We start from the raw sequence: 17,873 nt of genomic DNA on the forward strand, positions 1-17,873 counted from the left end.
AGGCTATCCGGTAAGGTTTATGGCTAATCTGTTTTGGGTATTGCGCCGGGTGTTTTTCCCCGGAGGCGATGCTGCGCATCTATCCGGGCTACCAGTCAGCAGTTAACCCGTAGCCCGGTCAGCGCAGCGCCACCGGGAAGCAGCAGCGCCGGTGTATCAGCCCCTGCACATTTCCCGGAGGCGGCGCTGACGCGCCTTGTCCGGGCTACCCGTTAGCAGTTAACCTGTAGCCCGGTCAGCGCAGCGCCACCGGGAAGCAGCGACGCTACAGCTACTGCGGCATTGCCTCGCGAGGAATAATTGCGCCGCGGTACTGAATGACCGTGCTGGCGGTCAGGTGTCCGCGTTTCGCCGCAGACTCTGCATCGCCGCCGGTCAGGCGCACGGCCAGATAGCCCGCGCTGAATGAATCGCCAGCAGCGGTTGTATCAACCACTTTTTCTTTCGGCAGCTTAACGGCTGGAACTTCCAGCTGCGGCTGTCCGACAACCGACACCAGGCAGGAATCTGCGCCGCGCTTGACTACCACCTCTTCAACGCCTGCGGCGTGAGTGCGGGCAATCACTTCTTCAACCGGCTTCTCACCCCACAGCGCATCTTCGTCGTCGAGGGTCAGGAAAGCGATATCGGTGCAGGTTAGCATCTGCTGATAAACCTGCTGCGTCTCTTCTTTGCTGCTCCACAGGCGCGGACGATAGTTGTTATCAAAGATAACCTTGCCGCCGTTTGCGCGGCATTCGCGCAGCAGGGTCAGCAGCTTCTCGCGGCTTGTTGGGCTGAGGATCGCCAGGCTGATACCGCTGAGATACAGGTAATCAAAGGTGGCCAGCTCTTCACAGATGGTCGCTGACTGCTCGCTTTCCAGCCAGAACTTTGCCGCGGCTTCATTGCGCCAGTAGTAAAATGTGCGCTCGCCGGTATCGTCGGTTTCGATGTAGTACAGGCCTGGTAAACGGTCTGCCATGCGCTGAATCAGGTCAGTCTGAACGTTCTCGGCCTGCCATGACTCCAGCATCTGCTGGCTGAAGGTATCCGTTCCCAGCGCGGTAACGTAGTGCACACCCAGCGCGCTGGCATTGGTCTGGCGGGCAATATAGACGGAAGTGTTTAAGGTATCGCCGCCAAAGCCGCGGTTTACCGCCGCGCCTTTTTCTGACAGCTCAATCATACATTCGCCAATAACGGCAATTTTCTTAGACATAGTGATGACCTGAAATTAAATCAATATTAACCCTAGTGTGCGCTGGGCCGCTTTTATGGTCAATCATATTAAAACAACGTTCCATTATTTTTTTGACATAGCGCGGATTATGTGACGAAAACCACATTCGGCGGAGCAATTAGCGTTTCTCAACTATATTCAGGACTGACGAGACGCAAAAGGAGTGCCAAGGGGATGAGCAGAACCCGTAAAACCGTTGCTATTATCCTGGGAACGATAGTCTTACTCATCGTTGTGTTTTTTATCGTGGTGGCAACCTTTGACTGGAACCGCCTGAAGCCGACAATTAATCAGAAAGTGTCGACCGAGCTGAACCGCCCGTTCGCCATTCGCGGCGATCTGGGCGTCGTCTGGGAACGCCAGCCCGGCGAAAGCGGCTGGCGAAGCTGGATCCCCTGGCCGCACGTCCACGCCGAGGATATCGTTCTTGGCAATCCGCCGGATATTCCGCAGGTGACGATGGTACACCTGCCGCGCGTCGAGGCGACCCTCGCGCCGCTGGCGTTGCTCAGTAAGACGGTCTATCTACCCTGGATAAAGCTAGAACAACCTGACGCACGATTGATTCGGCTGTCGGAGAAGGCGAACAACTGGACTTTTGATCTGGCCTCGGGCGATACGGCGGATAAAAACGCGCCGCCTTCCAGATGGTCTTTCCGCCTCGACAACATTCTTTTTGATCGCAGCAAGATTACTATTGATGACAAGGTGACGCGCGCCGACGTGACAATCGTGGTCGATCCGCTCGGTAAGCCGCTGGCGTTTAGTGAGGTGACCGGCGAAAAGGGCAAGGGCGAGTCGCAGAAAGTCGGCGATTACGTCTTTGGCCTGCAGGCGAAAGGCAGCTATAACGGGCAGCCGCTCACCGGAGCGGGAAAAATCGGCGGCATGCTGGCGCTGCGCAGTGAAGGGACGCCGTTCCCGCTGCAGGGGGATTTTCGTTCCGGCAATACCCGGGTCGCCTTCACCGGCACGGTTAACGATCCGCTGAATCTTGGCGGCGTCGATTTGCGGCTGAAGTTTTCCGGAGACTCGCTGGGCGACCTCTACGACCTGACCGGCGTGCTGCTGCCGGATACGCCGACTTTCTCGACCGACGGGCGCCTGCGGGCCACGTTTAAGGATAAGAGCGGTTCACGCTTTACCTATCAAGATTTTAATGGCCGTATCGGTGAGAGCGATATTCACGGCTCGCTCACCTATACCACCGGCAAACCGCGGCCGAAACTCGAAGGCGACCTGGAGTCCCGTCAGCTTAGACTGGTGGATTTAGGCCCGTTAATTGGCGTAGATTCTGGCGGTAAAGGTAGCAAAAACGAACAGCGCAAAGGTGAAGCCTCTCCGCAGCCAGCCGGAAAAGTATTGCCATATGACCGCTTTGAAACCGACAAGTGGCAGGTGATGGATGCTGATGTGCGCTTTAAAGGGCGCAAGATTGAGCACGGCGGCACGTTACCTATCAGCGACCTCTCCACCCATGTGATCCTGGAACGGGGCGACCTGCGCCTGCAGCCGCTGCGTCTGGGGCTGGCTAACGGCACTATCGCTGGCAATATTCATCTTCAGGGAGATAAAAAGCCGCTGCAGGGGACGGCGAACCTGCAGGCGCGTCGGCTGAAGCTGAAAGCGCTGATGCCAAACGTGGAAATGATGCAGAAAACGCTCGGCGAAATGAATGGCGATGTGCAGCTTCGCGGTACGGGAAATTCCGTCGCCGCGCTGCTGGGCAACAGTAATGGTAACCTGAAGCTGCTGATGAACGATGGGCTGATCAGCCGTAACCTGATGGAAATCCTCGGTTTGAACGTCGGTAACTATATCATCGGACAGATCTTTGGCGACGATGAGGTGCGGGTGAACTGCGCGGCGGCGAATATCGACGTGACTAACGGCGTAGCCCGGCCGCAGGTGTTCGCTTTTGATACGGAAAATGCGCTGATCAACGTCACCGGCACCGCCAGCTTTGCCTCTGAGCAACTGGACCTGACGATCGATCCGGAAAGTAAGGGCTTTCGCATTATCACCCTACGTTCGCCGCTGTACGTGCGCGGCAGCTTTAAGTCGCCGAACGCGGGCGTGAAGGCGGGACCGCTGATTGCGCGCGGCGCGGTGGCGGCCGCTCTGGCAACGCTAGTGACGCCGGCCGCAGCGCTGCTGGCGCTGATATCTCCTGCCGAAGGGGAGGCGAATCAGTGCCGGGCAATACTGTCGCAGATGAAAAAATAGCCAGGAGAGAAGTTGCCCCTGGCCGCAATGGCCGGGGGCGGGATCAGCGCGTTACAGCGACTGGTGACGTGTTTCGTGGGTAAGCAGCAGCGCAATCATTGTCAGCGCCGCCATTGCTGCCAGGTAGAGCCCAACCGCAGGCAAACCGTAGTTGCCCTGCAGCCATGCGGCGATATAGGGCGCCACGGAGGCCCCGAGGATCGACGAGACGTTATACGAGAACGATGCGCCGGTGTAGCGAACTTCCGTCGGGAACAGCTCCGGCAGCAGTGCGCCCATCGGGCCAAAGGTCAGCCCCATCAGGCTCAGACCAATCAGCAGGAAGGCAAAGACCAGCATCGGGTTGCCGGAACCGAGCAGCGGTTTAAAGGCAAACAGCGCGAAGAGGATGATCAGGGTTGTGATCACCACCATGCTCTTACGACGACCGAATGCGTCCGCCAGCAGGCCCGCAACCGGCACCATCACGCCGAAACCAATCACCGCCATCATCAGCATCCACAGGACTTCGTTACGCGGCAGGCCGAGACCAATAGGCGCGGCGGCGGTACTGAAGGTCATGGAGTAGACGGTCATGATGTAAAACAGCGTGTAGGTCGCCAGCATGATGAATGTGCCGAGAACGGTCACGCGAACGTGCTTGGTCAGCAGGGTACCTAACGGGATTTTTACCTGCTTCTTCGCAGCGGCAACCTTAGCGAACACCGGCGACTCGTGCAGTGAAACGCGAACGTACAGGCCGATGATGACCAGCACGGCGGAGAAGATAAACGGCATACGCCAGCCCCATTCCATAAACTGCTGGTCGGTCAGCAGCCAGGAGAGCAGCAGGAAGGTACCGTTAGCGAAGAAGAAGCCGATAGGCGCGCCCAGCTGCGGGAAAGAGCCATACAGCGCACGCTTGCGCGGCGGGGCGTTTTCCGTGGCCAGCAGCGCCGCGCCGCCCCATTCACCGCCGAGGCCGAGGCCCTGACCGAAGCGCGCCAGCGCCAGCAGTACCGGCGCCATAATGCCGATGGTTTCATAGCCGGGCAGCAGGCCGATAACTACGGTGGAGATCCCCATGGTCAACAGCGAGGCCACCAGGGTCGCTTTACGGCCTACGCGGTCGCCAAAGTGGCCAAATACCGCAGAGCCGATAGGGCGGGCAATAAAGGCGATAGCGAAAGTCGCCAGCGACTGTAACGTCGCCGCAGCGGGATCGCCCTGCGGGAAGAAAATGTGCGGGAAAACAATGACCGCCGCGGTGGCATAGATATAGAAGTCGAAGAACTCGATGGCGGTACCAATGAGCGAGGCGACGACGACTTTATTGCGTGAGTTAACCGGGACGGCTTCTTGCGCGTTGTCGAGTGTTGTGGCTGTGGCTTGCATAGATCTTTCTTATTTTTTGCGAACGAAAGGCCATATAGCCACAGCCTTGGGGACATTTCAATCTGTAACAAGGTGAGCGGTAGTCTAAAAAATACTCAAAAAGTGAATAATTTCTGCGCCAGAAAAATAACTTCTATGAAATGCTTCACACAATTAAAATAATGGTTGATAAAACCAGGTTTAGGTTAAATAAAAGTTACATGTTGGATTTATATGCTGAAATGCCAGGCTGGGCTGAATTTTGCGTCTTTTATTCAGCCCATTGATGGTTTAGTCGTGGGCTTTACCCGGCATTCGGCGGTCGTCTTTATACTCGGCGGTGGCAATCCATGCGGCGCAGAAAAGCGTCAGGCGGGCGAAGAAATAGAAAAAAGCCATTATCCCCAGTACCGAACCAAATGCCGCTCCGGATGGCGACTTCACCAGCGCTGGCAGCGTCCAGGTCATAATTATCTTGATTATCTCAAAGCCGACGGCCGCAATCAGAGTGCCGCGAATCAGCGCTTTACGGCGTGGACGGTGGCGCGGAAGTCGCCAGAAAATCCAGAAAAACAGCAGATAGTTGGCGAAAATCGAAATCGCCAGACCAATCAGCCGCCACGCCGGTTTTAGCCACTCAATATAATCAAGATACAGCGCCGAGATAATCATCTGCTGGGCCGCGCCAGCAACCGAAGTGATCGACAAGGTGATCACCAGCGCAACCAGCAGGCCGATCAACGAGATAAAGTCGCGGAAATACTTTACCCAGATCTTTTCCTGGTCCTGAGGTGTACGTTCCCAAACGTCGCGTGACTGGGCGCGAATGGCCTCACGCAGGTTCCCCATCCAGTTAATTCCGGAGTAGAGCGCGACCAGCAGACCAACAATACCGACAGCGGTACGTTGCTGTACTGCGGTGTTGATGGTGTTTTTCAACGTAGCGGCAAGCGTAGGGTCGCTCACGTTAAGCAGGATTTTATCGAAGATGTCCTGTAGCAGCGTAGGATGCGAGGCCAGAACAAAACCGGCGGCGGCAAAAGAGACCATCAAAATCGGGATCATCGACAAAAATGAGAAGTAGGTGATCGCGGCGCCAAACTGATTGCCAAGCCGGTCGTTGAAGCGTTCAGCCGCGCGGATCAGATGCGCAATAATGGGGTTGCGCTGAACTTTTTCTGCTGTCCCGGTGACGCTTTTCAGCGCCTGGTTGGCTTTTTTTGCCACACCAGAATCATTAATCGCGGCCATTGCGCTTTTGTTTTTATCCGGCTGCGGGCTTGGATCCTGGGCTGGGCGGTGAGCGTCGTTTTCCGGCGTCATAACTTATTTCTTCCTTTATTTACTACGGTATTCACCAAAATTATATACGTAAAATCGCTGATGAGGTGCCTGGCCCCTCAATCAACATAGCTTTTCATCAGCCCGCCCAGCCACTCCATAAACAGATGTACCCGGCGCGAAAGGTTACGCCGATGCGGATAGATTAACGAAACCGGCAGCGGTTCGGCGCGGTAGTGGGGCAGAATCTCTATCAGCTCGCCGGCGCGCAGCATGTCACGAACGCCCACTCGCGGTACCTGAATAATCCCCAGACCCGCCAGACAAGACGCCTGATAGGTCTCGGTACTATTCACTGTGAGCACGCCGCCGGTTTTTACCCAGCGGACAGCGCCATCGCTGAGCACTTCGAAACCCAGCGGGCGTACGCCGAGATTGCTGGCGTAGTGGATCAACGCATGATCGGCCAGATCGTCGAGCGACTGCGGGTAACCGAAGCGCGCCAGATACTGCGGACTGGCGCAGTTAATTTGCGTCAGCTTGCCCAGATGTCGCGCGATAAGCCCGGAGTCTTTCAGCATACCGACGCGGACCACGCAGTCAAAACCCTCGCGGACGACGTCAACTATCCGATCGCTGCTGCTCAGTTCCAGCTCGATGCCGGGATACTGCTGCAGAAATGTCGGTAGCTGCGGAATGACCAGCTTCTTCGCCAGCCCAACGGGCATGTCCACCCGTAGACGCCCGCTGATGCTGGAGGGATCGAGCTGAAACATGCCGTCCAGCTCCTCAAGATTGCTGAGCAAATCCTTGGCACGCTCGTAGTAGACCATGCCGTCCTGAGTCAGCTGCACCCGGCGGGTTGTGCGGTGCAGAAGGCGGGCGCCAAGATGGCTTTCCAGCGCTTGAATCTGGCGCGATACGCTGCCTTTCGGCAGGCCGAGGGTATCAGCGGCGCGGGAAAAACTCTCCAGTTCCGCTACCCTGATGAATAGTTGCATTGCGTGAATTTTATCCATCCTGGGGACCTATTGTTGTTTTAATTGAAACAGTCAAACGCAATTTCCCATATTTATTGTTTTTATAGCAGCTAATAAGCTCTTCAACCATGCAAACACAATCAAGAAGGGGTTTTCTGATGACACAACGTATCGCTTTAGTGACCGGCGGCAGCCGTGGACTGGGAAAAAACGCGGCATTGAAGCTGGCGGCGAAGGGAGCGGATATTATTCTGACGTACCACAGCAACCAACAGGCGGCGCTGGAAGTGGTGGCTGAAATTGAACGAAAAGGTGTGAAAGCGGCAGCATTACCCTTAAACGTCGGAGATATCGGTAGTTTTGAGGGTTTTGCTCAGAAGGTGGCGGAATTACTTCAACAGCGCTGGCAGCGGAACACCTTCGACTATTTATTAAACAATGCCGGTATTGGTCTCAATGTGCCCTTTGCTGAGACCAGCGAAGCTCAGTTTGATGAGCTGATGAATATCCAGTTTAAGGGGCCGTTCTTCCTCACCCAACGCCTGCTGCCGTTATTGCAGGATGGAGGACGTATCCTCAATGTTTCCAGCGGGCTGGCGCGTTTTGCTCTACCGGGCTATGCGGCCTATGCCTCAATGAAGGGGGCGATGGAGGTGCTGACGCGCTATCAGGCGAAAGAGCTTGGCGCGCGCGGAATTTCGGTCAATATCATCGCTCCTGGCGCGATTGAAACCGATTTTGGCGGCGGCGTGGTTCGGGATAATGCGCAGGTTAATCAGCATATTGCCGCGCAAACGGCGCTTGGAAGAGTCGGTCTGCCGGATGACATCGGCGACGCCATTGCCGCTCTGCTCAGCGATGATCTTCGCTGGATGAACGCTCAGCGTGTTGAGGTTTCCGGCGGGATGTTTTTATAATCCAATGCCCCTCCATCGATTATGGCGGGGCTAACGCATTTAATGCGTGAGACTGATGACAAACCCTAAAATGAGCTCGGACGATCCCCTCGCCCCTTTGGGGAGAGGGTTAGGGTGAGGGGTGAATTTGCTGATTAATCAGTTCGTTATCACCCTCACCCCGCCCTCTCCCTGGAAGGGAGAGGGAGAAAAACGAACCCTCATTCACTTTTAGGCATATTTGTCAGCAATCTGACGCATTTAATGCGTTTTCTTACTCCGTAACATTCTTTCCTTATTTTCCCATCGCCTGCGTTTCCGGGTTAGTTTAAAATAGCACAATTAATATTATAGATTTATTTACTCGCCTGGATCGTTGAGGATTTTCTTAATTAAAATGTAATAAATATTATGAATGAGTAATGGTGTCAATAAGGCATGTAACTATTCATTGTTGTGATATTTAGTTAATCCTTCCTATCGGTAAAATGCCCCAGGCCAAACAGCGAGTTCTTATTTTTGCTTGCTGATATTACCCTTCCCCCTCATTTGACCGGGCATTTTAAGATGGAGACATATCCATGCAGGTAATCATGTTTGACAGGCAGTCTATATTTATTCATGGGATGAAAATTGGCCTACAGCAACATATTCCCGAAATTGATATTTTTGGCACCTGTCAGGCTGATCAACTCTGGCAGAAGCTGACGGCGCATCCTGACGCACTGCTCATTCTGGATGGCGATATGCACAGTGAGTTTTGCTGCTGGCTATTGCAAGAAAAGCAGCTACGATTCCCGCAGACGCAGGTACTGCTGATCGTTTCTGACGATAATAAGAGCTGGCTGCAGCGTGCGCTGCCCTGGAATGTGCGGGCGATTGTTCAGCGCGAAGAAAGCTTGCAAACTTTTGCCCAGGTGATCAACAGCATCCTGCTTGGGCTGCTCTGTTTGCCGGGCGATTGGTTAATGACGGCGGAAGTTCGGGATAATAAATTGGTCCATTTGAGCCAGCGTCAGCGTGAGATTTTGCAGCTTCTGGCCGCGGGAGATTCCAATAAAGAGATTAGCCGTACGCTAAATATTAGCGCAGGGACGGTAAAGGCTCATCTGGAGTCGTTGTATCGCCGACTGGATGTTAAAAATCGTACCCAGGCGGCGATGGTGTTTAATGGCGTCATCGAATCTTAATCTGTTCTGGATTTGAATATTGTGCACTCTTCATGTCGCTGTTGGCGGCCGTTGCGGATATTCTCCCATGCGGTCAGCGCTTCCGGGAACCGCTGATGGTTAAGGTGAGTCAGAATGGTATTGAGCGCCGGAGATGCCGGGCCACAGTTAAATGCTAAAGAGACCAGCGCATCATATTGTGATTGATTAAGCGGAATTCTGAGATGTTGCTGGAGCTCTCGCTGGCATTGTAGAAGGTCTATGATAAGCAGGGTCTCAGCGACCTCTCGTGTGAAATGGCTAAAGGTTTCATAGTCGTTAAGAACATGACCGTAGCCAATCACGCGCAGGCCGCCCTCGTCTCGGTAGGGGGCGAGCGCTAATCCCTGGGTTCGTTTAATAAAATCCAGGCCCTGTTGGCTTAGCGAAGGTGTCGTTGGGGACATTGTGTCTTCCTCTTTGGCTGGCCTGCAGTGTAGAGGAAAAGATAACCGCGCCCTATTCGCCAGATGGCCCAGGCTGGTTGTAATCGCGGCGCAGCAGAGCAAATAGCCAATCATTGTGCCAACGACCGTTAAGCCAGTAGCATTCGCGCAGCTCGCCTTCCTGATAAAAACCGACTTTTTGCAGCAGATTTTTGGACGCCTGATTGCCTGCGGTGACGGTTGCCGTAAGCCGCCGGATGCCGCCTGTCGAGAAGGCGTAATCGCACAGCGCGCGCAGGGATTCATAGCCGTAGCCTTTGCCCTGAGCCTGGGGAGCAAATAAAAATCCTGCCTCAGCGCTATCGGGGGCGTGATGATGGTATCCGGTTAGCCCGAGAGGCGCATGGGTGTGCCGGTCGCGCACCACCAGGCACAGCCAGTGGGCAGCGCCCGGTGACCATGCCGGAAGCCGTGAATCAAAAGCTTCGCGAATTTCAGCTACCGGGCGGGCATCTGCAATGTAAAGCATCACTTGAGGGTCCTGCTGCAAAGAGAGAAAAAAGGGCCAGTCATCAAGCTGTAGCGGCGAGCAGCGCAGGCGTGGAGTAACAAGTTCAGGCATGTCAGGGCTTCCGGCGAATGTCGATGCCATGAACATAGCAGGACATCGACTTCGGGAATAGCCCGCTTTTAAAGCGGTTCGCCGTACAGACCGATAAGCCGACGCACCACTCCGTTGGTCCAGCCGAAACCGTCCTGGAGTGGATATTCACCGCCCCCGCCCTCAAGCGGAGTGGCGCTGGCGATATGGTACTTTTCTATCAGCTTATGGTGCCGTTGGTAGAAATGATTCACCGTTTGCAGCCAGCTTTGGGCTATTTCATCGCCCAGCGGATCCTGGCCGTACATTTTAAACCCCTGCACCGCCATCCACTGAAGCGGCGCCCAGCCGTTAGGTTTATCCCACTGTTCACCGCTTTCGTACTCGGTGGCCATAATACCGCCGGGGGTGAGCAAGCGGGCGCGTACCGCATCGGCAAGCCTTTCAGCCTGTTCATGGGTCGCCATGCCGACATAGAGCGCGACGATGCTGGCGGCAGAAAACAGCGCTAGCTGCTGGCGACGCCAGTCGTAATCGCGAAAACAGCCGCTTTCGTCATCCCACAGATAGCGGGTCACCGCCGCGCGTCGGTCGCTGGCCTTCTGACGAAAAGCGGCCTCTGTCTCTCTGTCGCCTTTCAGGCCGGAAAGGTTGGCGATGGTGTTCTCTAGCTTGAAGAGAAAAGCATTCAAATCAATGGGGATAAACTGGGTGGTGCGAATGCTCGCCAGTCGGGTGATATCCCGCAGCCAGCGGCTGGAATAATCCCAACCGGATTCCGCCCCGGCGCGCAGATCGCGATAAACTTCGTTCGGCGGTCGCCCGGAATGTTTTGCCGTCTCCACATCTTCCCGCCATGACTCATCGCGCGGCGTATCGCGATCATCCCAGTAGCGGTTAAGCAGCGAGCCGTCCGGCATCCGCACCACGTGGCGATAGGCCTGGTCAGGTATCAGCGATTCCGCGCCGTCCATCCAGAAGCGGTACTCCATTTGCAGGTGGTCAAGGTACCGTTTGGCGCCGCGAACGCCATCTTCTTCAAACAGCTCGACCATCAGGGCAAAGACCGGCGGCTGCGAGCGGCTGAGATAGTAGGTACGGTTACCGTTAGGAATATGGCCGTAGATTTCAATCATCCACGCGAAGTTGTCGGCCATGCATTTCAGCAGATCTTCGCGGCCGCTTTCCGCCAGCCCCAGCATGGTGAAGTAGGAGTCCCAGTAGTAGGTTTCGCTAAATCGTCCGCCGGGGACAATGTAAGATTGCGGCAATGCCAGTAGCGACGACCAGGGAATATGATCCTGCGGCTCGCGGGTCAGGATCGGCCACAGATTGTCGATATGCTCCTTTAGAGATCGATTGGGATCGGAGACGTAGTCTTCGGCGCGGCTATCCGGCAGCCAGAAGTGGTCTTCAACGAACTGGCGTAAATCGAATCCGGGCGTGCGTTTTACGCGGCGGTAGTGAATCAAAATATCCAGCGGATCCTGCTTTGGCGCGCAGTCGGGAAAGGTTTTGCTATCGGCGAAAATCCGCGACTTCTGAACGTGAGCGAAGAGTTCCAGATAGCGATCCGCAGGGGTCAGGGCATCCGAGGCGGGCAGCCCTTCAATAATCTCCGGTTCGGGTTCGGCGTCGAACATTTCATCCAGCTTTAACTCATACGGATCGGCTTCGTAGCACGGATCGCTTTCGATCCTCAACTCGTCGTCATCAACGTTGCGTAATTTCTGGCTGAACATAGTGATACGGACCTCCGGATTGCGTCAATAGAGGATGCCGGGCGCGCCCGACCTGTCTATTAAGCTTAGACATTCGCAGCGGGATACGGAAAGAGAAGTGTGCGGTAGATCACGCTTTATCCTTAAAAGTAAAGCCGAGGAAAAACATTTAACCTTTTGATCTACCGTTATAAAAGAAGATTAACCGCTTCGTATTTGCCTGAAAAATTCGGATCTTTCGTTTTGCAACAAAATCTAAATTCCGTGGTGCTTTATACGATGATCCGCTATTCCCACGCGGCTTCCAGCATCTCCAGCAACTGCTCGCTGGTTAGCATGACCGGGTTAGCCTTCATCGATGATGAACTGCTGGCGGCAAGGGCCGCAGGCTCAAGGGCTTCGCGCGGTACGCCGAGATCGTGAAGATTGCCCAGACCAGCGCGTTGACTCCATTCACGCAGGCTCTCCCAGGCGCTGCCCGGTTCAACATTTAGCCCGGTGGCCAGCCACTGGCGCACGTCAGTAAAGCGTTGACGGAGTTTTTCGTCGCTAATCTGACTTTCGTTTAGCGCAAGGCCGAAGGGGAGCAGGCTGCCGCAAAGCGCACCGTGGGCGGCGTTGCTCAGGCCGCCCAGTGGGCCAGCGAGGCCGTGAATCACACCGAGCCCGGCATTGGCTAACGCCAGTCCGCCGCACAGGCTGACCCATGCCATCTCATCGCGGCTATCCGGGCACTCTTTTTCCATCAACGTTCGCAGCGCCTTAATGCCGCGTGGGATCGCCTCCCGACAGAGCGCATCGGTAAAGGGATTGGCGCGGGTGCAGAGCCACGGCTCGATCAACTGGGTGATGGCGTCGAGACCGGAAGCTAACGTCACTGCTCGCGGGGCGTTGTCGGTGAGCGACGGGTCGACAATCGCCAGGTTCGGCAGCATACGGTCATCGCGCAGGCTGACTTTACGCTGCTGCTCAGGGACGTTGATGACCGCGTTCTTTGTCACCTCCGCGCCGGTACCGGCGGTGGAGGGAATGGCGACAAACGGCAGAGGATTGGCTTCTAACACTCGCCCGTTGCCCACCACTTCCAGATATTCAATCGCAGGCCCCTGAACCGGAACCAGCGCTGCAATTGCTTTACCTGCATCAATAACCGCACCGCCGCCAAGGCTGACTATCGCCCCGATGCCGTTTTCCTGCGCCAGGCGAACGCCGCGCTCAATATCCTGCAGGCAGGGTTCATGGGTGATAGACAACGTCGTGACGTTTAAGCGATGAGCGTGAAGTTCGGTTAACAAAAACTCCGCGCGCTGCAGGCTGGCGCCGTGAACCAGCAGTATCTGCGTAGAGTGCCCGGCGAGCCAGGGGGCTGCGCTACGAGCAAGGCCGCGTCCAAAGCGGATATTGCCCGGTGTTAAAACGTTAAAAGAGGTCAACATGTCGGGTACCTGTTCTGGAGAAAAATCCTGCAATCCACTATACACATTATCCCGCTGTACACCCGTTGCTGTTGGAGTATTGTGAAACAACCATCTCTTTTGGTTGAGGAATTGCTGACAATGATAAAAATACTGGGCAAGCGCTCATCAATTAACGTGCGTAAAGTGCTGTGGACCTGCGAGGAAGCAGGGCTGGAGTATCAGCAGGAGGATTACGGTAGCGGGTTTCAGTCAATCGAGACGCCGGAGTTTCGCGCCCTTAACCCGAATAGCCTGGTGCCGGTGCTGCTGGATGACGATTTTGTTCTCTGGGAGTCGAACAGTATCTGTCGTTATCTGGCACGCAAAGCAGGGCGGGAAGACCTGCTCCCCGCAGCGCCGCAGGCTGCCGCCGAGGTAGAGCACTGGATGGACTGGCAGGCAACGGAGTTTAACAATGCCTGGCGCTACGCCTTTATGGGGCTGGTGCGCAAGGATCCCCGTTTTCAGGATCCGGCGGCGATCAAAGAGAGCATTGCCGCCTGGACCCGCTGCGTGCAGATTGTCAATGCGCAGCTTCAGCAAACCGGGGCGTGGGTCACAGGTAGCCAGTTTACCCTTGCGGATATTGTTCTTGGTCTGTCGGTGCATCGCTGGAAAATGACGCCGTTCGCCCACCCGGAAATGGCGGAGGTGGAGCGCTGGTATATGGCGCTGAATCAGCGTTCGGCGTTCAAGCGCCATGGGAATAATGGCGTGGCGTAAAAATAAAAAAGAAGCTCCGGAGAGCTTCTTTTTAATGCCAGGTAAACGCCTTACCGCATCGTCACAAACTCTTCCGCTGCCGTTGGGTGGATCGCCACGGTATTGTCGAAGTCTTTCTTGGTCGCGCCCATTTTCAGCGCCACCGCGAAGCCCTGCAGCATTTCATCCATACCGAAGCCGATGCCGTGAATGCCGACAATCTTCTCTTCCGGGCCGACGCAGACCAGCTTCATGCGGCACGGCTGGCGGTGTGAGGTTACGGCGGTATACATGGCGGTGAAAGAGGATTTATACACTTTCACTGCGTCATCACCGTACTGCTCGCGTGCCTGCGGCTCAGTTAAGCCGACGGTACCGATCGGCGGATGGCTGAAGACCACGGTCGGGATGTTGCTGTAGTCCAGATGCTCGTCCGGCTTGTTGTTAAACAGGCGCTCGGAAAGGCGACGACCTGCGGCAACGGCAACCGGGGTCAGCTCAACGGCACCGGTATTATCACCCACGGCGTAGATGCCAGGAACGTTGGTATTCTGCAATTTATCGACGACGATATAGCCTTTATCGTTGGTTTTCACGCCTGTCGCGGCCAGGTTGAAGTTATCGGTTGCCGGTTCGCGACCAATCGCCCAAATCAGGCAGTCGACGGTCTGGCTGCGGCCATCTTCCAGCTCCAGGGTCAGGCTACCATCGGCATTCTTGACCACCGCTTTCGGAATGGAGTTAGTGTGCAGCTGCGGGCCTTCGGCGTTCATCACTTCGACCAGCGTCTCGACGATTAGCGGATCAAAGCTGCGCAGCGGCGCGTGTTTACGCACAAACAGGTGGGTTTCTGCGCCGAGGCCGTTAATCACGCCCGCCAGCTCAACGGCGATATAGCCTGCGCCAACCACCGCAACGCGCTTCGGCAGCGCCGGCAGTTCGAAGAAGCCGTCGGAATCAATACCGTACTCGACGCCCGGAATATTCGGATGGCTCGGACGACCGCCGGTGGCGATCAGGATGTGATCGGCGGTGATGGTTTCACCATTCACTTCAACGGTTTTCGCATCGACAAAGCGCGCGAAGCCCTTAATCACATCGACCTTGTTTTTGCCCAGCACGTTATCGTAAGAGGTGTGGATACGATCGATGTAGGCGCTACGGCTGGCGACCAGTTTGTCCCAGTCGAAGTTATTGATGGTGGCATCAAAACCGTAATCCGGGCCATACAGATGGATGGCTTCGCGGATCTGCGCCGCATGCCACATGACTTTCTTCGGCACGCAGCCAACGTTCACGCAGGTGCCGCCCAGGTCTTTGGCTTCAATCAGCGCGCACTTCTGTCCATACATTGCCGCACGGTTGATGGAGGCGATGCCGCCGCTGCCGCCGCCGATAGCGATGTAGTCATAATGTTTGGTCATGGCTCTGGTCCTTATTATTGAATGGCCGCGATTGTAGCGCGAGGCGTAAAAGGTTCCACCGATGGTTGCGATTACTCAGGCACGATCCAACTAACCGTTGCATGGCCGATGCCGCTTGGAACCAGCGTTTTATGCAGCCACGGCAGCACGTTGTTCATTTGCTGTTCCAGCTTCCACGGCGGGTTGATGACGATCATCCCGGAAGCGGTCATCCCGCGCTGGTCGCTGTCCGGGCGTACCGCCAGCTCGATTTGCAGAATTTTGCGAATGCCTGTGGCTTCTAACTCTTTGATCATGCGCTTAATCTGCGCCCGCAGGACGACCGGATACCACAGCGCGTAGGTGCCGGTGGCAAAGCGTTTGTAGCCCTCATGAATACCGGTGACTACCGCCTGGTAATCGCTTTTGATTTCGTAAGGCGGGTCGATAAGCACCAGCCCACGGCGGGAAACCGGCGGTAGCTTCGACTTTAACTGCTGGTAGCCATCGGCTTTTTCTACCCGGGCGCGGTCATCTTTCTGGAATTCAGAACGCAGCAACGGGAAATCGCTTGGGTGCAGCTCGGTCATCTGCAGGCTGTCCTGCTCGCGCAGAAGCTGGCGGGCAATCAGCGGCGAGCCGGGGTAGTAGCGCAGCTGGCCGCTGCGGTTGAAATGCTGCACGACGGAGATATACGGCTCCAGCTCGGCGGGCAGATCATCCTGCTGCCAGATACGGGCGATACCTTCGAGATATTCACCGGTACGCTCAGCGTGTTCGCTGCTCAGTTGATAACGGCCTGCACCGGCGTGAGTGTCCAGATAGAGAAACGGTTTTTCTTTCTCTTTCAGTGATTCAATGATCAGGCTCTGAACGGTGTGTTTGAGAACGTCGGCGTGGTTGCCTGCGTGAAAGCTGTGGCGATAACTGAGCATGGATGCGGTGATTCCGGGAAGTAAACAAGATAACCGGTAGTTTACCGCAGATCCGCCTGGATTACCGCCTCCGGCACCGTGCTGTTTCAAATGCGGTTAAAGCGTTGCAAAACATAACCGTGTCATAAAAACGTAAAACAGGGGCGCTAGCGTCGCATGCAGGCAAGGTAACTATTTGTATAAAGGGAAAATAATGAAACTGCAAATCACGCTTCTGGCATCGGCGCTCATCCTGGCGCTGCCGGTTCTGGCACAAGATGTCCCCCTGAATCAGGCGGCGGCGATGGCTAACGGCGTGACGCCAGCGGCTGCGAGTCCGGCATTCGACGCTGTGGAGAGCCAAAGCCTGGCCCAACTACGTAACGCGCTGAAAGGTGATGCATCAACCCTCACTCGTGACCAACTGGAGCACGCCAAACAGAATAAAACCCAGGCGGATAAAGCGTGGCTGAAGGCCAGCGGTTACGATTTCCAGGCTAAAGCCAACCAGCAGGCGGGTATTGAACTGCTCTCGGCGTTCAGCACGTTGCCGAAGGCGGTCATACAGCAAAACCTGGAAACGGTCACCGCGATTAACCGCGATGCCGTGCAGACCTCTCGCCACCAGGCGCTGGCGGATGCTGAGGGGATCAGCTATCTCTATTTCCTCAGCGATGCGATGGGACCGCGTTTGGGGAAAGCGTTTTTGACCGCCTACGATAAAGGCGAACTCAGTAAGGCAGCTGCGCTGATTAAAGCTTCCGAAGTGAGTACCAGCGCGGCAAAAAAGCACTTTAATAACCCGCGCCCGTTCCTGATTCAGGGGAACACCATCCATCTGGTGCCGGACGATGTGGTGGTAAAAGATAACAAACCGTATACCGCAGACGGCGGTTCGTTCCCGAGCGGACACACTAATACCGGCTATACCGACGCGCTACTGATGGCGGAAATGATCCCTGAGCGTTTTGATGCGCTGGTGACTCGCGGCGCTCGCTATGGCTACTCGCGAATTGTGCTGGGCGTGCATTATCCGCTGGACGTCATGGGCTCGCGGATGGTGGCGCAACGTAACGTTGCGCACTACCTGAATGACGCTAAGTATCGTGCGTTGTTCAATGAAGCGCGCGACCAGCTGCGCGCGGCGCTTGAGAAGGAGTGCGGTATGACGTTGGCGGAATGCGCGAAGGTGCCTGCGAAGGATGACCCGTATCGCGACCCGGCAATGCGTGAGTTTTATCGCTTCACCATGACCTACAGCCTGCCGCAGCAGAAAGGCGAAAAACAGGGTCTGAAGGTGCCAGAAGGGGCTGAAGTGTTACTGGAAGCGGCGCTGCCGAATTTGTCCGCCGCGCAGCGCCGAGCGTTGATGGTTAAAACGGCTCTTCCTGCAGGGTATCCGCTGTCGGGTGAGACCGGTGACCAGCAGTTCTGGCAGCGGCTGAATCTGCCAGCGGCATACCAGATGGCGGCTAAGGCTCATTAAAAATAACGGGGCGGCGGCTTGCGTCTACAAAACCGCT

Annotated in this window: 15 protein-coding genes; 5 read left to right on the forward strand and 10 right to left on the reverse strand. The window is 55.7% G+C overall.

Annotation, left to right across the window (positions count from 1 at the left end; genetic code table 11):
* Nucleotides 1–271 precede the first annotated feature (271 nt).
* The gene (gene kdgK, locus FN082_RS13365; RefSeq protein ID WP_142981764.1) at nucleotides 272–1,201 is read right to left on the reverse strand and encodes a 2-dehydro-3-deoxygluconokinase; all 930 of its coding nucleotides are present in this window, start codon (nucleotides 1,199–1,201) and stop codon (nucleotides 272–274) included.
* Nucleotides 1,202–1,396: 195 nt separating this feature from the next.
* On the opposite strand from kdgK, the gene FN082_RS13375 reads away from it, so the two are divergent.
* Nucleotides 1,397–3,448 carry an AsmA family protein gene (locus FN082_RS13375; protein ID WP_142981766.1) on the forward strand — a complete coding sequence of 684 codons (2,052 nt, stop codon included), beginning with the start codon at nucleotides 1,397–1,399 and terminating at the stop codon, nucleotides 3,446–3,448.
* Nucleotides 3,449–3,499: 51 nt separating this feature from the next.
* Here the strand turns inward: FN082_RS13375 and FN082_RS13380 are convergent, their stop codons facing one another.
* The 3 genes from FN082_RS13380 to FN082_RS13390 all read right to left on the reverse strand — a co-directional run bounded on the left by FN082_RS13380 (nucleotide 3,500) and on the right by FN082_RS13390 (nucleotide 7,101).
* Nucleotides 3,500–4,822, reverse strand: coding sequence for an MFS transporter (locus FN082_RS13380; RefSeq protein WP_139539687.1), 1,323 nt, complete (start codon nucleotides 4,820–4,822; stop codon nucleotides 3,500–3,502).
* Nucleotides 4,823–5,092: 270 nt separating this feature from the next.
* Nucleotides 5,093–6,124, reverse strand: coding sequence for an inner membrane protein YhjD (gene yhjD, locus FN082_RS13385; RefSeq protein ID WP_139539686.1), 1,032 nt, complete (start codon nucleotides 6,122–6,124; stop codon nucleotides 5,093–5,095).
* 77 nt (nucleotides 6,125–6,201) lie between these two features.
* Nucleotides 6,202–7,101 (reverse strand): LysR family transcriptional regulator, encoded by a 900-nt coding sequence (locus FN082_RS13390; RefSeq protein ID WP_139539685.1) that lies wholly within the window; start codon nucleotides 7,099–7,101, stop codon nucleotides 6,202–6,204.
* 119 nt (nucleotides 7,102–7,220) lie between these two features.
* Here FN082_RS13390 and FN082_RS13395 point away from each other — a divergent pair, with 119 nt between their 5' ends.
* Together FN082_RS13395 and FN082_RS13400 are read left to right on the forward strand one after the other, a co-directional pair.
* Complete coding sequence (locus FN082_RS13395; protein ID WP_142981768.1) at nucleotides 7,221–7,979, forward strand: SDR family NAD(P)-dependent oxidoreductase; 759 nt, start codon at nucleotides 7,221–7,223, stop codon at nucleotides 7,977–7,979.
* A 560-nt stretch (nucleotides 7,980–8,539) separates the two neighbouring features.
* The gene (locus FN082_RS13400) at nucleotides 8,540–9,148 is read left to right on the forward strand and encodes a response regulator transcription factor (RefSeq protein ID WP_139539683.1); all 609 of its coding nucleotides are present in this window, start codon (nucleotides 8,540–8,542) and stop codon (nucleotides 9,146–9,148) included.
* On the opposite strand, the gene FN082_RS13405 is transcribed toward FN082_RS13400, so the two are convergent.
* The 4 genes from FN082_RS13405 to FN082_RS13420 all read right to left on the reverse strand — a co-directional run bounded on the left by FN082_RS13405 (nucleotide 9,145) and on the right by FN082_RS13420 (nucleotide 13,310).
* A complete protein-coding gene (locus FN082_RS13405) occupies nucleotides 9,145–9,573 on the reverse strand; it encodes a lysozyme (RefSeq protein WP_139539682.1) in 429 nt (142 codons plus the stop codon). The two genes, FN082_RS13400 and FN082_RS13405, sit on opposite strands and share 4 nt — an antisense overlap.
* A 52-nt stretch (nucleotides 9,574–9,625) precedes the next feature.
* Nucleotides 9,626–10,174 (reverse strand): GNAT family N-acetyltransferase, encoded by a 549-nt coding sequence (locus FN082_RS13410; RefSeq protein ID WP_139539681.1) that lies wholly within the window; start codon nucleotides 10,172–10,174, stop codon nucleotides 9,626–9,628.
* 68 nt (nucleotides 10,175–10,242) lie between these two features.
* The gene (locus tag FN082_RS13415) at nucleotides 10,243–11,895 is read right to left on the reverse strand and encodes an alpha,alpha-trehalase (RefSeq protein WP_142981770.1); all 1,653 of its coding nucleotides are present in this window, start codon (nucleotides 11,893–11,895) and stop codon (nucleotides 10,243–10,245) included.
* A 266-nt stretch (nucleotides 11,896–12,161) separates the two neighbouring features.
* Nucleotides 12,162–13,310, reverse strand: coding sequence for an iron-containing alcohol dehydrogenase (locus FN082_RS13420; protein ID WP_142981772.1), 1,149 nt, complete (start codon nucleotides 13,308–13,310; stop codon nucleotides 12,162–12,164).
* Nucleotides 13,311–13,430: 120 nt separating this feature from the next.
* Here FN082_RS13420 and FN082_RS13425 point away from each other — a divergent pair, with 120 nt between their 5' ends.
* Nucleotides 13,431–14,054, forward strand: a complete 624-nt coding sequence (locus tag FN082_RS13425; protein ID WP_139539678.1) for a glutathione S-transferase family protein — start codon at nucleotides 13,431–13,433, stop codon at nucleotides 14,052–14,054.
* Nucleotides 14,055–14,104: 50 nt separating this feature from the next.
* Here the strand turns inward: FN082_RS13425 and gorA are convergent, their stop codons facing one another.
* Both gorA and FN082_RS13435 read right to left on the reverse strand, forming a co-directional pair.
* The gene (gene gorA, locus FN082_RS13430) at nucleotides 14,105–15,457 is read right to left on the reverse strand and encodes a glutathione-disulfide reductase (RefSeq protein ID WP_139539087.1); all 1,353 of its coding nucleotides are present in this window, start codon (nucleotides 15,455–15,457) and stop codon (nucleotides 14,105–14,107) included.
* Nucleotides 15,458–15,528: 71 nt separating this feature from the next.
* On the reverse strand, nucleotides 15,529–16,371 hold the full coding sequence (locus FN082_RS13435) for a 23S rRNA (adenine(2030)-N(6))-methyltransferase RlmJ (RefSeq protein WP_142463711.1): 843 nt from the start codon (nucleotides 16,369–16,371) through the stop codon (nucleotides 15,529–15,531).
* Nucleotides 16,372–16,564: 193 nt separating this feature from the next.
* Between FN082_RS13435 and FN082_RS13440 the strand changes: the two genes are divergently transcribed.
* Complete coding sequence (locus tag FN082_RS13440; RefSeq protein ID WP_142981773.1) at nucleotides 16,565–17,836, forward strand: acid phosphatase; 1,272 nt, start codon at nucleotides 16,565–16,567, stop codon at nucleotides 17,834–17,836.
* Nucleotides 17,837–17,873: the final 37 nt, after the last annotated feature.

The sequence above is a fragment of the Klebsiella spallanzanii genome (genome assembly GCF_902158555.1).
Lineage (GTDB): Bacteria > Pseudomonadota > Gammaproteobacteria > Enterobacterales > Enterobacteriaceae > Klebsiella > Klebsiella spallanzanii.

Coding starts and splice junctions, on each gene's coding strand:
- kdgK (WP_142981764.1), bottom strand. CDS start 1,201: ATGTCTAAGAAAATTGCCGTTATTGGCGAATGTATGATTGAGCTGTCA.
- FN082_RS13375 (WP_142981766.1), top strand. CDS start 1,397: ATGAGCAGAACCCGTAAAACCGTTGCTATTATCCTGGGAACGATAGTC.
- FN082_RS13380 (WP_139539687.1), bottom strand. CDS start 4,822: ATGCAAGCCACAGCCACAACACTCGACAACGCGCAAGAAGCCGTCCCG.
- yhjD (WP_139539686.1), bottom strand. CDS start 6,124: ATGACGCCGGAAAACGACGCTCACCGCCCAGCCCAGGATCCAAGCCCG.
- FN082_RS13390 (WP_139539685.1), bottom strand. CDS start 7,101: ATGGATAAAATTCACGCAATGCAACTATTCATCAGGGTAGCGGAACTG.
- FN082_RS13395 (WP_142981768.1), top strand. CDS start 7,221: ATGACACAACGTATCGCTTTAGTGACCGGCGGCAGCCGTGGACTGGGA.
- FN082_RS13400 (WP_139539683.1), top strand. CDS start 8,540: ATGCAGGTAATCATGTTTGACAGGCAGTCTATATTTATTCATGGGATG.
- FN082_RS13405 (WP_139539682.1), bottom strand. CDS start 9,573: ATGTCCCCAACGACACCTTCGCTAAGCCAACAGGGCCTGGATTTTATT.
- FN082_RS13410 (WP_139539681.1), bottom strand. CDS start 10,174: ATGCCTGAACTTGTTACTCCACGCCTGCGCTGCTCGCCGCTACAGCTT.
- FN082_RS13415 (WP_142981770.1), bottom strand. CDS start 11,895: ATGTTCAGCCAGAAATTACGCAACGTTGATGACGACGAGTTGAGGATC.
- FN082_RS13420 (WP_142981772.1), bottom strand. CDS start 13,310: ATGTTGACCTCTTTTAACGTTTTAACACCGGGCAATATCCGCTTTGGA.
- FN082_RS13425 (WP_139539678.1), top strand. CDS start 13,431: ATGATAAAAATACTGGGCAAGCGCTCATCAATTAACGTGCGTAAAGTG.
- gorA (WP_139539087.1), bottom strand. CDS start 15,457: ATGACCAAACATTATGACTACATCGCTATCGGCGGCGGCAGCGGCGGC.
- FN082_RS13435 (WP_142463711.1), bottom strand. CDS start 16,371: ATGCTCAGTTATCGCCACAGCTTTCACGCAGGCAACCACGCCGACGTT.
- FN082_RS13440 (WP_142981773.1), top strand. CDS start 16,565: ATGAAACTGCAAATCACGCTTCTGGCATCGGCGCTCATCCTGGCGCTG.